The sequence below is a fragment of the Bacillus cereus genome (assembly GCF_015071065.1).
Classification (GTDB): Bacteria; Bacillota; Bacilli; order Bacillales; family Bacillaceae_G; genus Bacillus_A; species Bacillus_A cereus_BA.
Genome location: NZ_VOVA01000001.1, coordinates 160,857 through 176,632, shown reverse-complemented (window position 1 = coordinate 176,632; position 15,776 = coordinate 160,857). Strand labels below are relative to the sequence as shown.

The following is a 15,776-nucleotide window of genomic DNA, read 5'->3' as shown; positions in this document are numbered from 1 at the left end:
AGCAATTGAAGTTTTTGACGCTTTTACTTCAAGTAGGAGTGCTATATATGTTTAGTTTGGCGGGTGTATGGATTCAGGAAGTATTTCATCTATCGATGCCAGGAAGTTTAATAGGAATGTTAATTCTTTTTCTGCTTCTTTCCACTCGCATTTTGCCATTAAAATGGTTTGAGATAGGTGCAGAAAAGTTAATAATATTTTTACCTTTATTTTTAATTCCTTCAACGACTGGATTAATGGAATATGGTTCTTTTCTTTTAAGCAAGGGTAGTATTGTGTTCTTTCTAGTTGTTGTAAGTACTTTAGTAACGTTGATTATTTCAGGTTATGTAAGTCAATTATTAATAACATCTAAAAAATAAAATCGACAAGGTGCGCTATTCAAATGGTCTTAATTTTTATTACTGTAGTGATTTATTTATTGGCGACAAAGCTATATAAAAAATTTACGTTTCCATTTACTTTACCGGTGTTAACAGTTACGGCAATTATGATTTGCATATTCCTCACTTTCGGGATCTCTCATCAAGATTATAAGGAAAATGGGGGAGATATTCTTTCCAGTTTCTTGAGCCCTGCGATTGTAGCTTTAGCAATACCGCTATTTAAGGAACGAAAGATACTTATGAAAAACTTCTTATCGATACTTGTTGGGGTAGTAATCGGTATAGTGGCTTTAATCAGTTTGAATGTAGTGATGGGGGAAATGTTGAATATAGATAAGGAACTTATATTAACAACTATACCGCAATTAGCGACGATGCCTATTGCAATTTCATTAGCCGAACAAATTGGGGGTATTCCATCTATGACTGCTAGTTTTGTAGTTGTTGCGGGAATAACAGGTGCTATCATAGGACCGACAGTACTTAAGTTTTTCCGAATAACAAGTACAATTGGAAAAGGAGTTGGGATGGGCTGCGCATCACATATCATTGGTGTGAGTCGTCTAGTGAGAGAAGGAGAGAAAGAAGCAACTATCGGTTCGGTAACGATGATTGTAACAGGGATACTTATTAGTATATTAGTACCTTATGGAATGAAATTATTATTTTGAAGATTAATGAATCGTAATAAGGAGTATAACACTACTCATTTTAGAGCGTAATGGAGATGATTAAAATGACAACATGGTTTATAGTTACATTATTTATTTTTGGTGCTCTTAAAGTACTAGTTTCTAGTATGCCAACTTCTGTTGTAGAATCAATTATTAGTAGATTCGAGTTACATCAAAAACTTGATGAGGAAAATACTACTGTAACAGTAGATGGGAAAAGTATAGAAGGGGAAATGAAACTTCAAGTTATTCATGAATTTAACGAGGCTTTATTTTTGGATAAGCATTATTTTCCGCCGCAAGGGAATGGTACACCGATAGTCATTGAGACGAAGAAAGGAAAAAGAGAGATTAGATTTTCTATATATAGCTACGAGGAACATGTTGATGTAGTAAAGCAATATAAGAAGAAAGTAGTTGCATATCGTTTGCGATCAAAAAGCCTTCAAAGTCGTTCAGTAGCAGTAACTGAAGAGTATGCTTAAGGAGAGGCCGTTATAATAACGGTCTCTTTATTTTTGCACCCAATCGTATAATTTCCAAATAAGAGAAAAGAAAATGATATATCCAAATAAAGAATAACTATGCTGCCAATTTATACTATGTACAAATAAACCTAATCTTTCAGCAACTTGTTCAAAGATGCTAGCACAAATACCTATTGAAATAATAAATAGAGTTCTAGAAACTGTAGATAATTTTTTTGAAATTTGTATAAAAGAGGCTGTTAAAATCGGCAGTACGAACAACGTAAAAGCTATATTAACTGAAAATAAGGATGAGAAGGGCCTAACTGGAAAGGAATATATTTGTTTATTAATAAAGAAAGCATCTAAGCAAGTTCCGATAATAGAAGAGAAAAAGAGTGTAACTACTAATGCTAGAAAATCATTCTTCTTCTCGGAGGAGGACGTTTTTCTTTGCGAGAATTGCGAGTTCAATTTTTTCGAGTGTTTTGCAGTAGTCTTCTGTAATTTGTCCATTTATCTTTTCCTCCTTATCGGTTAAATAGTGCATTACTTGCCAGTCGTTAAACCAATCTTCATGTTCGGTTTCTTCGTGTTTCATATTTTTCCATGCATAAATAAGTGCAGGACTATATATACGATATGACTCATTCTTTAATTGGCACTTCTTTATTCTTCGTTTATAAAACTCTCGTGAAAATGATTCATTTACACTTGAAAATAAATGTGGCCAATAATCTTTCCGTGAGCCTGTATGAGGGTGAGTGCTTGCCCAATGTGTAACTTGAGATAAAGTACGGTCATCATGAAATAATAATGCGTATAATCTTTTTCCAAGTAATATTCGTTCATGTAGTGAAGTGAAATGTTTCATTGTATCACCAATAAGTAATGTTTTAGGATTCATTTTACTTTCGTAAAAGGGGAAAAGGATATGATTAAACTGAAAGAAATCAAAGAGTTTGAATCCAATACTATTTAGTACATTTTTTTTGAAGTGTTCATTTTGAATGACTCTTTTTTCTAAGTAGTTTTGCTCGTTAATAATAGTTGCGATTGCTAATGTTTTTTTGTTCCCAGTTTTCCAAAAAAAGTTCCACATCGTTTCCATAAATGTTGAAACATTTAGGTGAGAGAGAAGGTGGAAAAGGTTTTTTGAATGTTTTACACTATGCTCATAAAGTAAAAATTGTGGGTAAACATCTTGAAAGATGAGCCAATTTCCTCGCTCTAAAAAAGAAAAGAAAGTAAATTGATCTTTCTCGGATAATAACTTCGTATATAGGTCACCTTTTAAATCTGTCATGTTCCAACCGCCGTTACGTGATACCATATGTCCAAGCAACGCCCAATGTATTTCAGGATATTTTATATAAAATTGATAATAGGCCCTTGTTCTTGTGACGTTATTTTGATTCAGTAATTTTGTTTGTTCCTTAATCGTATGGATTAATATTTCTTCTTCTTTCGTAAGTCTGTATATGATATTAGTAGCGTGGGTGCTTTTTTGTTTTAGTTCATTTTTTACATTGAAGAGGGATAATGGAGTAGTTTTGGAAAGATTATCATTTGAATTATTATAGCGCACGTAATTCCCTCCTAATTGTATCATTTCGTATAAGTCTGTTATCATCAATGTATTAGTAACTACTTAAATAAATGATATGTGTGGGAAATGAAAAGTTGTAAAGTATAGAAAAAGGAAAGAAGAGACGGACTCTTCTTTCCTTTTTATCGTATTCATTTGAACTTTTTTCTAGGTGTGTCCTTCACTGATGTATGAGGAGAGACTATAGCAGCGAAGGAATTCAATACGTGATTTTCGCGAGTTACAAAACATGTATCCCTTTTTCTAGTAGGTTACAAAATTCCGCTGCGTGAATAGGTTTACTGTAATAATAACCTTGAATAAACTGACATTTATTTTTTTGAAGGAAATTCACGTGTTCTTTCGTTTCTACACCTTCAGCAATGACGGACATTCCTAATGTATGTGCTAATGTGATGATCGTTTTAATGATTTCCATTCCATCTTCACACGTTTCAGACATTGTAATAAATTCTCTCGGGATTTTTAACGTATCGATGGGATATAAAGGTAAGTAGGCTAGCGAAGAATAGCCTGTACCAAAGTCGTCGATTGAAATGTGAATCCCTAAATTTTTTAGTGTACGCAGTTTTATCAATGTTTCTCGCTCATCCATCATTGCAATTCGTTCTGTTAATTCAAGATCGAGAGAACTTGCTGGTAAACCTGTTGTTGCTAAAGTAGAAGAAATAGACTTTACAAAACCTTCTTGTTCAAATTCTTTAGCAGATAAATTTACTCCTATTTTTAAATGGGAATATCCGAGCGCGTGCCAACGTTTCATTTGCTGACAGGCTTGCTGTAATGTCCATTTTCCTATTGGAATAATTTGTAGTGTTTCTTCGGCAATCGGGATAAATTCATATGGAGAAATAACACCTAATTCGGGATGATTCCATCTGATTAAAGCTTCAGCACCGATAATTTTATTAGATTCACTATCAACTTGAGGTTGATATAAAAGGAACAATTCTTCATTTTGAATTGCGTTTGGTAAATCTTTTTCTAATTGTAATCGTCTTTCGATTTTTTTAGCGATTACATCGTCATAAATAGAGACGGAGTTAAGCTCTTTTTCTTTAGCGTCATACATTGCGACATTAGCGTTTTTTAGAAGAGTAGCGGTATCGATTCCAGAAGATGGATAAATAGCGATGCCGATACTAAGTGATAAAGCTAATTTATGCTCATGTATGACAAACGGTTTTTTCATGCTTTCAAATAGTTTGTTACATAACTGGAATAAGGAATCATGGTCTATATAGTTTTCGATTAAAATTGTAAATTCATCGCCACCGATTCTTGACACATGAGTATGTGATGGAAGACATGATTGGAAACGTTTTGCTACTTCTTCTAATATGTAATCACCTGACGAATGTCCAAGTGTATCGTTAATTACTTTAAAGCGATCTAAATCTAAATATAATAATGCAAACTCACTTTGTGTTGTTTGAGCATTCTTTATAACTTTTCTTAATTTCTTATGGAAAAAGGCTCGATTCCCGATTTTCGTTACAGTATCGTGGAATGCTAAATATTTTATTTCTTCTTGTTGTTTTTTAAATGCGGTAATATCCTTTACCATAATATAGCTTCCTGAAATTTGTCCATCTATCATAATAGGAACGATGGTAACGTATAAAAAATAAGTAAAGCCATCTTTATATTGAGAACTAAGTTGTAAAGATGCTGATTCTTGTTGTTTAACCTTTTCTAATGCAGATGCTAGTTTATGTTTATCTTCTTCTAAAATAATCGAAAAACATGTTTCACCAAGTAACTCATTCGTTGGTGCTCCAAGTAGTATACTCCCAGCTTTATTTACATTTAAGAATATTCCATTTAAATCAATCGTAAAAATAGGATCAGGGTGATACTCATATAAAGATTTGAATTTTTGTTGTTTTTGAGATAAAGCATCTGATTTTTGGACTAAATCAGAGGTTCTTAAAGTAACTTTTTCTTCTAGTTGAGCATTAAATGCCTGTAAACGTTTTGTTAGGGAATTATTTTGCATACGTACAATAGAATGACGGATGAGTACGAAAACAAAAGTAATACAATTTCCTGTAATGAGAGTTGAAGATGATGTTTGTTCTTTTAATGTAAACCAGATTAGTATTGCAACAGCAAGATAGGGAAATACGACTAATACTTTTTTTCCTAGTATAGGGTTTACAATGAAATGATTTTTATGACTATTATAATTTTCTGAAATAGCCCCAGCTATTGCGATAAGTAATATAGGTATTCTATATAAAAGACGTAATGATGTTATCGTTTCAGTTGATAAATGGTTATGTAAGTAAAAATAAATATAGTTAAAAGTTGCAGAACTTATTAATACAAAAATAAAAATATAAATTTTCCGTTTTGAATTAAAAACAGTTGGACGGAAAAAGAGACTAACACCTAGTAGAAGAAATAATAGGTCTGCAACTGGATATAGAAAGGAAAGAAAAATATCTCCCAGTGAAAGGGAAAATATATTTAAATCTGGCTGATTAAATAAATACCATTCTAATGTGAATATAGAAATGAGTACGATACATAGATCACAAATAAAGAACGCCTTTTCCCATTTATTGCATTCTTTTAAGATTTTATAGCAGAAAGCGATAAGGCAGAAGAATAGAAAAAACATGTAAAATACATCAGAAATAGTAAAATGATGTATTGGAATTTCGAAAAAGGTATCTTGATACGTATATACTATTTTTCCTAATAAAAAACTACCAATTGCTATTGTGATACATATCCAAAAAGGATTTGAACTAACTTTTTTAGAATATATAGAGCAAATTAGTGATATAAATGTAATGGCTTCAACGATGAGTGAAGCGAAGCGTACATTGAAATTTGAAAAATGAGTAGGGAACAGAAAGAAAAACATAGAATAGATTGAATAGCATATTAACGTTGTGATTAATATACATATTTGTAAATTTTTATTTAATTTCAATAAAATCACCTTCTTAAAATATGAACTATATTCGTAATATCTATACATATTAATATTACTTAAGGATTGTATCAGATTTCCTTATAAAAAGCATGCTTATAAGAAAAAAATGAAGAGTGTAATACTTCTTAAAATTGAAAAAATGTTGTAGTTAATAAATTTTAGTTTATAAGGAATGTAGATGGAATTTGTATATTTAGTCATCTTGTAAATCTTAAAGGTTTTTTAGTAATTTGCAAGTGAAGATGCAAAAGTGCATATAAAATGATGGGAACTTCTCTCTAGATGAGGGGAGTTTTTCGTTATTATAGAGTATTAAGTAAGACCTTTGTATGTAGCTATTCTCGTACTAATGAGGGATTTCAGAAAGATGTTAAGTATATACAATAATAAGTAACAATTCATAAAACTTTTAGTATGGGAGGAAGAGCATGAAAAATTGGGTGAAGTTTAGAATAGCACGTCCAACAGATAAGTTTGAAGAGATTATAGCATTCTATGAAAAAGGGTTAGGTTTAAAACGTATAGGTGAATTCTACGATCATGAAGGCTATGATGGAATCATGTTCGGTCTACCAGATGAAGAGTATCATTTAGAATTTACAAGACATATAGATGGGAGCCCTTGTCCGGCTCCAACAAAAGACAATTTACTTGTATTTTACATGCGTGAAGATAGTGAAATGAAAAAAGTGAGTAAAAGGCTGCATGCAATGGGATACGATGAAGTAGAACCGGAAAATCCATATTGGAAAGAAAAAGGGATTACTATAGAAGATCCAGATGGTTGGAGAATTGTGTTGATGCAAATAGAAGGATGAGGTGTAACGGAACTGTTAGAAGGAGGAGATTTCAACTTTCAATTTGGATAAAAGAAAATATAAAAAGGCTCCTTAGTAAGGGTAGAAACTTAAAGGGAAGCCTTTTTGTGTTTATAATCTGAAAATTTACATTTGAAAAAAAGTTATCGAATGTTATAAAATAAGAACGCATATTCTTATGGCTTTGTCTCTAAAGAAGGATATAAAAAAAGGAGGACATTTTATGATATGCCGGATTAAGGATGCAGAAATATACTATGAAATTGTAGGAGAAGGTAAACCAGTCCTTATCATACATGGTTGTGCTCCTGACCATAGGTTAATGAAGAGGTGTATGGAATCAGTATTTCAGAAATATGAAGGTTATCAGAGAATTTATATTGATTTACCTGGCATGGGGAAATCGAATGCTCCAGGGTGGATAAATAGTTCAGATCGTATAGTAGAAGTGCTTATCACATTTATTGAGGAAATCATTTCTGCTGAAGAATTTTTATTGGTAGGAGAATCATATGGGGGATATTTAGCTAGAGGGATACTTTCAAAGATGTTTGAGAGGGTTAATGGATTATTATTAGTATGTCCTGTTGTTGTAGCACAACCAGGAAAAAGACTTCTACCAGATAAACAGGTAATTGTAAGAGATGAGGAATTTTTAAAAACGCTCACTTCAACAGAAAGGGAAGAATTTTGCGAATTAGCAGTGGTAGCGAATGAATATACATATAAGCGATTCAAAGAAGAGATTAAGCCGGGGCTAGATATTGCTAATTATGAGTTTATTGACAGATTGCAAAAGAATTATCCTCTTACTATGGATTTTCATCGTAAGAAATATGAGAAACCCGTTCTTTTATTAGCCGGAAGACAAGATATAACGGTAGGTTATCAAGATATTGCACGAATGATTGAAGATTACCCAAGAGCAACATTAGCGGTGTTAGATATGGCGGGACATAATTTGCAAATTGAACAGCCGGATTTATTTGAGAGTTTAGTTTGGGAATGGATTAGACGAACAGTTTAGCAAAGTTCATAAAATAGTTTAAAAGAAGAATTAATTAATATTTTGCTTGTACTCAAGTTTTGGGACGGCAGAGATTAATATAAGTAATTAACTTATAAATATTTTCAAGGAGGAATTATGAATACATACATCTATATGGTTAGACATGGTGAATCACCAAAATTAGAAGGAAATGAAAGAACACGTGGATTAACTGAGAAGGGAACTTTAGATGCCCATAAAGTAAGCGAGATATTAAAAACAGAGGGGATTGATACTTTCATTTCAAGTCCGTATAAGAGGGCTATGTTAACGATAGAAAAGTCAGCTAATTTCCATAAAAAAGAAATAATAGTATATGAAAATCTCAAAGAGTGTAGGTTTTTAAGTGAGGATAAGATTATATCAGATAAGGAAGTGTATCCACTCGTAAAGAAGATGTTTTCTAATCCAGATTTCACACTAACTGAAGGAGAATCGTATGTTGATTGTCAGAGAAGAGTAGTGAAAGTATTAAAAGAAATATTAATAGATTTTCAAGGACATAAAATTGTAGTTGGTACACATGGGCTTGTAATGACATTGATGATGAACCATTTTGATAACCAATATGGGCTTGAATTTTTAATGAATACATCAAAACCAGACGTATATAAGTTAGAATTTAAAGACGAGCAATTAATAAATGTAGAGAGATTATGGAGAGAGAAATGAAATGGATTATATGGAGTGTGTTTTAAAAACGACTTTTAAAACACACTCTTTTTTTGAAGAGAAATAGTTTTTATCAACTATTTTTAGAATGTTAAATTAATAAGTAATTATTCAGCTTTTGAATAATTCATTGGAAAATTGGTTTAGGGAAACAATTTTAAATGTGACAAAACTCCAAACGCTGGATTTATATTCAATAGGAGAAAAAAATGTAGAATTTTGTCTTACTGTACACGTTTACTTTTCATTTCTTAACATATAGGCTTTGTGGTGTAAGGGGGGACATCGCCTTTACACTAAAATTATAAGGAGGTCATTGTGATGAAAAAAATGAAAAAATTTGCAGGAGTAGCTCTGGCGGGTTCAATTGGATTAAGTGGATTACTTTTTTTAGAACCAAGTGTAAGCGCTGCAGAAACAATGCAAGTGAAAGAGGAGAAGTTCAATGCTATTAATGTAGCGATGAATCAAAGTGAATCTTATTTATTGAGTGGTAGAAGTATTGATATTCTTTCAGGAGATAAAGAAGCGGTACAATTAAGTAATTATACAGTTCAGTTCAATAAACCAGGTAAGTATGTTATTAGAGTAAATGGTTGTATTTATAATGATGTATATACTTTTATTGTGAATGAGTAGTATATGCTCTTGATGTTTAATTAAATATATATTATCGGATGAAAAAAGAAACACCCTATTTGCGGTGGGAATTGTAAATAGGGTGAATTATTTGTAAGAAAGTTAATGAAAAGAGTAATTGGTATTAAGTTATGTTTTATATATTTTCATTAATTTGCTCTTTGTTTTTGCTATGTAAAGTATGTAAGAGTGTTTGAAATATTTTAAATGATTGCTGAAAAATTGGACTTTGAATAAAAGTGTATAGAAAAGTTACGATGAAAACAGGACCTCCTAGCATATATCCAATAACTAGTACAACGCATTCTACAATGATTCGAGCCCGGCTAATAGACAGTCCAGTTTTGTCAGAAATAGTAAGCATGAATCCATCGCGTGGTCCAGCACCAATTCCAGCCGCAACGTACATACCGCCCCCAATACCTGTAATTACAATACCAGAAAACAAAATGAATAAATTTATCCATAAATAATCAGTAGCGTTTGGAAGGATGTTTGATTGTAAGAAAAAGTCCATAATAGGGCCGATAAGCATTGCATTTAAAAATGTGCCTACGTTTATATATTTTGGATCTACTAGTAAAGAAATAAGTACGAGGCATAACCCGCATATAACACTCCAAGTACCAAGTGTCCATCCGAATCGTTCATAGAGAGCCATATTTAAAACTTCCCAAGGATGTAACCCGAGGAATTTAACTTTGACTGCAAGAGCATTTCCAAGGCCAAAGAAAATTAATCCTAAGAAAAAAAGAAAATAGCGAAAGAGAGTTAGCCTCATCTTTAAAACCTCCCATATTTTATAATTATGTATGTTACCTGTTAAGGTGTGAATGTACAAATATTATGTCTTTTTATAATTCGTTTAAAATTGTTAACAATGTAAATAAAATATACACTTTTGCAGTCGAAAAAGTTAAAATATTTCGTTATAAGGATTATAATAGAGAGAGAAATAGAAAAGGGAGTGAACGAATTTGAAACAAGAACTTATTGAAAGATTTACGAGATATGTGAAGATTGATACACAATCAAATGAAGAAAGTCATACAGTGCCAACAACACCAGGACAGATTGAATTTGGTAAGTTATTAGTAGAAGAGTTAAAAGAGATTGGATTATCAGAAGTGACGATGGATGATAATGGTTATGTAATGGCGACACTTCCTGCAAATACGGATAAAGATGTTCCTGTAATCGGCTTTTTAGCCCATTTAGATACGGCAACAGATTTTACAGGGGAAAACGTAAAACCACAAATTCATGAAAATTTTGATGGGAAAGCAATTACGTTAAATAAAGAGTTAAACGTTGTGCTAACGCCAGAACAGTTCCCAGAACTACCATCATATAAAGGACATACAATTATTACAACTGATGGTACAACACTTCTTGGGGCAGATGATAAAGCTGGTCTTACAGAAATCATGGTGGCAATGAATTATTTAATACATAATCCGCAAATTAAGCACGGGAAAATAAGAGTAGCATTCACACCAGATGAAGAGATTGGCCGTGGACCATCGCATTTTGATGTAGAAACGTTTGGTGCATCCTTTGCCTATACGATGGACGGAGGTCCATTAGGTGGTTTAGAATATGAAAGTTTTAACGCTGCAAGTGCTAAGTTAACTTTTAAAGGGACAAATACACATCCTGGAACAGCGAAAAACAAAATGCGCAACGCAAGTAAACTCGCTATGGAATTTGATAGGTACTTGCCAGTAGAAGAAGCGCCAGAATATACAGAGGGATATGAAGGGTTTTATCATTTACTTTCTTTAAATGGTGATGTTGAGCAAAGTAAAGCTTACTATATTATTCGAGATTTTGATCGTAATCATTTTGAAACGCGTAAAAATAACATCCAAGATATTGTGAAAAATATGCAAGAAAAGTACGGCGAAGATGCAATCGTTTTAGAGATGAATGATCAATATTATAATATGCTTGAAAAAATTGAACCGGTGAGAGAAATTGTTGATATTGCGTATGAGGCAATGAAAAGTTTAAATATTGAACCGAATATTCATCCAATTCGCGGCGGGACAGATGGATCTCAATTATCATATATGGGACTACCAACGCCAAATATTTTCACTGGTGGTGAAAACTATCACGGCAAATTTGAATATGTTTCGGTAGATACTATGGAAAAAGCTGTTCAAGTTATTGTAGAAATCGCAAGACGATTTGAAGAGCAAGCTTAAAAAGAGAACCAAGTAGTAATGAAGTACTACTTGGTTCTTTTTTATAGTAAAAAATACAAGGTGAAACTTGTTTACAAGACATGTGTAAAAGGAGGAAATGTTATGAGTGAAAATCAATATCATGGTTATATAGGGACATATACAAAGGCGGATAGTAAAGGGATTTATAAATTTATACTTGATACGAACATCGGAGAAATTAAAGGGATTGAATTAGCAGCTCATATAGGAAGTCCGACATATGTAACGATTAGTCATAACAACGAGTACCTTTATTCTGTTGCGAAAGATAATGGATTAGGTGGAATTGCTAGTTTTTCCATTCGTAATAAATTGAATAATCTAGATTTGATTAATATGACTCTTTTAGAGGGAGCATCACCGTGCTATGTAAGTGTGAATCGGGAGAATAGTATAGTAGTAGCAGCGAATTATCATAAAGGAACAGTAGAGTCCTATTTAGTGAAAAAGGATAACGGAAGTGTGAAGGCTGCTACGTTAATTGTAGAACATAAAGGGTCAGGACCAAATAAGGAAAGACAAGAAAAGGCACATGCTCATTATATGGATTTTACTCCTGATGAAAAATATGTAGTAGCAGTTGATTTAGGAATAGATAGGTTAATTACATATAAAGAAAGTGATGGAGAACTAATAGAAGTTACCCGTTTATCTGTAAAACATGGTAGTGGCCCAAGGCATCTTGTATTTCATCCAAATACGCAGTATGCATATGTTATGACAGAATTAAGTTCAGAAATTATTGTACTGCAATATGATGCACAGAGTGGCGGTTTTAAAGAAAAACAATACATTTCGACATTACCTGAAGAGTATAGTGAAGATAGTTATGGAAGTGCAATTTATATTTCTTCTGATGGAAAATTCGTTTACGCAGCAAACAGAGGACATAATAGTATCGTAGTTTTTCGAGTAAACGAGCATAATGGGGAGCTAACTTTTGTTGAAACAATATCGACAGAAGGAGATTGGCCACGTGACTTTTCTTTAGATCCGACCGAAAGATTTTTAATTGTAGCGAATGAAAGATCTAATACTTTGACTTTATTTGCTAGGGATGAAATGACAGGTAAGTTAACGCTTGTACAGACGGGCATAAATGTTCCAGAACCAGTATGTGTGAAGTTTTTACATGTGAAAAAATAGATAGGTTTGCCTATCTATTTTTTATTAGGAAATTTTAATATAGCACCCGCCACAAATAAAAAGTCGCGTAAGACTCCCAATTTGTCCAATGTGCTGCAAATTCTTTTATTTCATTTTTAGTCGGTTTATTTTCGGAACCTGTTAAAAATTTGATAGCATTATGCAGGCCGACATCATCAATTGGAAAGGCTGAAGGGAATCGTAAGCAACGCATTAAAACATAGTGAGCCGTCCATGGCCCTATACCGCGAATGCTAGTTAGTTGTTTTTCAACTTGCTTCATATCTTGTATTTGTAATAGAGATTCTTTTGAAAATTTACCTTCTGTAATGAGCTGTGCGATGTTAATTAAGTATTCACATTTTCTTGTAGTCATTTTTAATATTGCGAGATCTTCTACACTTAGATTTGCTATTACTTCAGGTGAGGGGAATATCCAATGTTTTCTATCGTTCCATTCTACATAATCGCCAAAATTTTCGACTAATCTTCTTTTTAGAGTATAGGCATATCTGAGGTTGATTTGTTGACCGAGAATCCCCCAGCACAGTGCTTCAAATAAATCTGGAATACCTAAAGTGCGAAGCCCATAATACTTTTCAAGGGGTTTTTGAAGGAGCGGATCATGTTTTGCTAATTTATAAAAGGGAGCTAAATCAGTAGTTAAATCAAACCACTCTTTTACATAGTCAGCTACAGCATCGCGGACTCGTTTTTCAGAGATATATGATTCTCCTAAAAAACGTATTTGAATATTACCATCGGCATTTAAACCAATTTCAACGAAAGGATTTACTTCTTGAATAGGAATAACTTTATAGATTTTATTGTTTTCAACATGAAACATACATTCATTTTTAGAACGTGAAAGATAGCGTAAGTTTTCTTGAAAACTAAATTCTTTAGGAACGACTAAAGATAATATTTCATTACAACCTTCTGTCATATCTATTCCTCCCGTATTGCTTCTAATTTGAGCAAAGCTTTCTTCATTTCCAAGCCACCTCTAAAACCAGTAAGTTTTCCGTCTTTTCCTATAACACGGTGACAAGGAATTGTAATAAGAAGAGGATTTGCTCCAACAGCGGCACCGACAGCACGTACTGCATTAGGGCTGTGTATTCTTTCCGCAATTTCTGAATAAGAATATGTCTTTCCATAAGGAATTTCACGTACCGTATTCCATACAGATAATTGAAATTCAGTTCCGTAAGCATCGATAGGAAATGTAAAGGTTTCTCGCTTGTTTTCCAAATACTCGCTGAGCTCTTTCGTAAATGTTTGCAAGTAATCTGGATTTTGGATGAGTGTATGTTGTGGTAGTTTTTTTCTACCCCACGTATTTAGTTCTTCAAAAGTTTCATTTTGCGATCCGATGAAGCATAATCCATTTGAAGTGGCTGCAATATGCATACGCCAATGTTTATGAACAAGCAATGTCCAGTATATAGTTTTATTTTCATGTGGTTTCATTATTTCATTCCTCATTTATCTCGTTCTTTTTTCGGTATTCAGTAGGGGTAAATCCTGTCTTCTTTTTAAATAAAGTCGCGAAATATTCCGGGTTTTCTATCCCGACAGCAGTACTAATTTCTATAACGGTTTGGTTCGTATTTAAAAGGAATTCTTTCGCTTTAACGACTCTGAATTGCTGTATATATTCTATTGGACTTATTCCTGTCAATCTTTTGAATGTGCGTTGTAAATGATAGGGACTGCCGTGGCACATTTCTGCGAGTAGGCTGAGAGTTAATGCTTCGTTATAATGATTTTTGATATAGTCTTTAATTTGCTCTATCCATTCTTCATTAGGCAAAGTAATCCCATTTGGTTTACAACGTTTACAAGGGCGAAAATTTTCATGCATTGCTTGCTCGGCATGAAGAAAAATTCGTACATTGTTTTTATTCGGTATTCTCGATTTGCACGATGGCCGGCAAAAGATGCCGGTGGATTTTACAGCATAAAAGAATTTGTCATCATATGTGGTATCATTCTGAATAATCGCTTGCCAATACTCATTTGTTACTGTGAACTTTTCATTATGCACAGAACATCACCTCTGGCATTAGTATAACCTGAATAAAGCACATATGTACGCAATTACGAATGTAAGAGCAAGATTACAAAGGTGAAAATATGATAGTTTTACTATTTTGTGTTAGCATGAAAATTGAAAATGCACACCAAGAGGAGGAACATAAATGAAGTTGATTTCATGGAATGTAAATGGTTTGCGGGCAGTTATTGCAAAGGGTGGATTTTTACAATATCTCGAAGAATCCAATGCAGATATATTCTGTCTACAGGAAATTAAATTGCAAAGTGGGCAAATTGATTTAAATCTAGAGGGATATTATACATATTGGAATTACGCTGTGAAAAAAGGGTATTCGGGAACAGCTATTTTTACGAAAAAAGAACCGCTTTCTGTTACATACGGATTAGGAATTGAAGAGCATGATCAAGAAGGAAGAGTCATTACGTTAGAATTCGAAGATTTTTACATGATAACGTTATATACGCCAAACTCAAAACGAGGATTAGAGCGTTTAGATTACAGAATGAAATGGGAAGATGATTTCAGGGCTTATATAAAGCGATTAGATGAAAAGAAACCAGTTATTTTTTGTGGAGATCTAAATGTTGCCCATAAAGAAATCGATTTGAAAAACCCGAAAAGTAATGGGAAAAATCCTGGTTTTTCTGATGAGGAAAGGGAGAAGTTTACACACATTTTAGAAGAAGGATTTGTTGATACGTATCGTTACCTTTATCCTGATCAGGAGGGAGCATACTCGTGGTGGTCTTATCGTATGGGAGCAAGAGCGAAAAATATTGGATGGCGTTTAGATTACTTTGTTCTCTCGGAAAGAATGAAGGATCAAATAACAGATGCGAAAATTAACAGTGAAGTGATGGGATCAGACCATTGCCCAGTTGAATTAAGTATGGATTTCTAAAAAAAGAAGTATCTTCTTGAAGAAAAGGAGATACTTCTTTTTTGATTCAGTTTGTTAAAATTTTTCAAATCATTCTTGAAATAATCTGATATTAAATATATACTTAATAACGATAATCATTATCACCGATAATGATTATCGTCGGATGAGGGTTGTAAAGAATTTAATACTAGGGG

General features: G+C 33.0%; 17 protein-coding genes. 10 read left to right on the top strand and 7 right to left on the bottom strand.

The window, feature by feature from the left end; translation table 11 throughout:
- The first annotated feature begins 5 nt into the window (after positions 1-5).
- The 3 genes from FT637_RS00910 to FT637_RS00900 all read left to right on the top strand — a co-directional run bounded on the left by FT637_RS00910 (position 6) and on the right by FT637_RS00900 (position 1,545).
- Positions 6-362 (top strand): CidA/LrgA family holin-like protein, encoded by a 357-nt coding sequence (locus FT637_RS00910; protein WP_193644800.1) that lies wholly within the window; start codon positions 6-8, stop codon positions 360-362.
- A 23-nt stretch (positions 363-385) separates the two neighbouring features.
- Positions 386-1,057 carry an LrgB family protein gene (locus FT637_RS00905; protein ID WP_193644799.1) on the top strand — a complete coding sequence of 224 codons (672 nt, stop codon included), beginning with the start codon at positions 386-388 and terminating at the stop codon, positions 1,055-1,057.
- A gap of 65 nt (positions 1,058-1,122) precedes the next feature.
- Positions 1,123-1,545, top strand: coding sequence for a YfmQ family protein (locus tag FT637_RS00900; RefSeq protein WP_193645505.1), 423 nt, complete (start codon positions 1,123-1,125; stop codon positions 1,543-1,545).
- 27 nt (positions 1,546-1,572) lie between these two features.
- Here the strand turns inward: FT637_RS00900 and FT637_RS00895 are convergent, their stop codons facing one another.
- The 3 genes from FT637_RS00895 to FT637_RS00885 form a co-directional block, all read right to left on the bottom strand.
- Positions 1,573-2,043, bottom strand: a complete 471-nt coding sequence (locus tag FT637_RS00895; protein WP_227493650.1) for a CBO0543 family protein — start codon at positions 2,041-2,043, stop codon at positions 1,573-1,575.
- A complete protein-coding gene (locus tag FT637_RS00890) occupies positions 1,949-3,139 on the bottom strand; it encodes a DUF2515 domain-containing protein (protein ID WP_227493680.1) in 1,191 nt (396 codons plus the stop codon). Before FT637_RS00890 ends, FT637_RS00895 begins: the two co-directional genes overlap by 95 nt.
- A 217-nt stretch (positions 3,140-3,356) precedes the next feature.
- Entirely contained in the window at positions 3,357-6,080 is a 2,724-nt protein-coding gene (locus tag FT637_RS00885; RefSeq protein WP_193644797.1) for an EAL domain-containing protein, read from the bottom strand.
- 431 nt (positions 6,081-6,511) lie between these two features.
- Between FT637_RS00885 and FT637_RS00880 the strand changes: the two genes are divergently transcribed.
- The 4 genes from FT637_RS00880 (at position 6,512) to FT637_RS00865 (ending at position 9,260) form a co-directional block, all read left to right on the top strand.
- On the top strand, positions 6,512-6,901 hold the full coding sequence (locus FT637_RS00880) for a VOC family protein (RefSeq protein ID WP_193644796.1): 390 nt from the start codon (positions 6,512-6,514) through the stop codon (positions 6,899-6,901).
- A gap of 223 nt (positions 6,902-7,124) precedes the next feature.
- Positions 7,125-7,928 (top strand): alpha/beta fold hydrolase, encoded by an 804-nt coding sequence (locus FT637_RS00875; RefSeq protein ID WP_193644795.1) that lies wholly within the window; start codon positions 7,125-7,127, stop codon positions 7,926-7,928.
- Positions 7,929-8,045: 117 nt separating this feature from the next.
- Positions 8,046-8,621 carry a histidine phosphatase family protein gene (locus tag FT637_RS00870; protein WP_193644794.1) on the top strand — a complete coding sequence of 192 codons (576 nt, stop codon included), beginning with the start codon at positions 8,046-8,048 and terminating at the stop codon, positions 8,619-8,621.
- A 321-nt stretch (positions 8,622-8,942) separates the two neighbouring features.
- Positions 8,943-9,260 carry a hypothetical protein gene (locus tag FT637_RS00865; RefSeq protein WP_002146163.1) on the top strand — a complete coding sequence of 106 codons (318 nt, stop codon included), beginning with the start codon at positions 8,943-8,945 and terminating at the stop codon, positions 9,258-9,260.
- 136 nt (positions 9,261-9,396) lie between these two features.
- Here the strand turns inward: FT637_RS00865 and FT637_RS00860 are convergent, their stop codons facing one another.
- Positions 9,397-10,041, bottom strand: coding sequence for a YczE/YyaS/YitT family protein (locus FT637_RS00860; RefSeq protein WP_193644793.1), 645 nt, complete (start codon positions 10,039-10,041; stop codon positions 9,397-9,399).
- A 196-nt stretch (positions 10,042-10,237) separates the two neighbouring features.
- Here FT637_RS00860 and pepT point away from each other — a divergent pair, with 196 nt between their 5' ends.
- Together pepT and FT637_RS00850 are read left to right on the top strand one after the other, a co-directional pair.
- Positions 10,238-11,470, top strand: a complete 1,233-nt coding sequence (pepT, locus tag FT637_RS00855) for a peptidase T (RefSeq protein WP_193644792.1) — start codon at positions 10,238-10,240, stop codon at positions 11,468-11,470.
- 102 nt (positions 11,471-11,572) lie between these two features.
- Positions 11,573-12,637, top strand: a complete 1,065-nt coding sequence (locus FT637_RS00850) for a lactonase family protein (RefSeq protein WP_193644791.1) — start codon at positions 11,573-11,575, stop codon at positions 12,635-12,637.
- Positions 12,638-12,671: 34 nt separating this feature from the next.
- Here FT637_RS00850 and FT637_RS00845 read toward each other — a convergent pair whose 3' ends face one another.
- The 3 genes from FT637_RS00845 to FT637_RS00835 are packed head-to-tail and all read right to left on the bottom strand — an operon-like array spanning position 12,672 to position 14,687.
- The gene (locus FT637_RS00845; protein WP_193644790.1) at positions 12,672-13,583 is read right to left on the bottom strand and encodes a DNA-3-methyladenine glycosylase family protein; all 912 of its coding nucleotides are present in this window, start codon (positions 13,581-13,583) and stop codon (positions 12,672-12,674) included.
- A gap of 2 nt (positions 13,584-13,585) precedes the next feature.
- A complete protein-coding gene (locus FT637_RS00840; RefSeq protein WP_193644789.1) occupies positions 13,586-14,110 on the bottom strand; it encodes a methylated-DNA--[protein]-cysteine S-methyltransferase in 525 nt (174 codons plus the stop codon).
- Positions 14,111-14,114: 4 nt separating this feature from the next.
- Positions 14,115-14,687 (bottom strand): bifunctional transcriptional activator/DNA repair enzyme AdaA, encoded by a 573-nt coding sequence (locus FT637_RS00835; RefSeq protein ID WP_193644788.1) that lies wholly within the window; start codon positions 14,685-14,687, stop codon positions 14,115-14,117.
- A gap of 154 nt (positions 14,688-14,841) precedes the next feature.
- Here FT637_RS00835 and FT637_RS00830 point away from each other — a divergent pair, with 154 nt between their 5' ends.
- Positions 14,842-15,600 carry an exodeoxyribonuclease III gene (locus FT637_RS00830; RefSeq protein ID WP_193644787.1) on the top strand — a complete coding sequence of 253 codons (759 nt, stop codon included), beginning with the start codon at positions 14,842-14,844 and terminating at the stop codon, positions 15,598-15,600.
- Positions 15,601-15,776 lie beyond the last annotated feature (176 nt).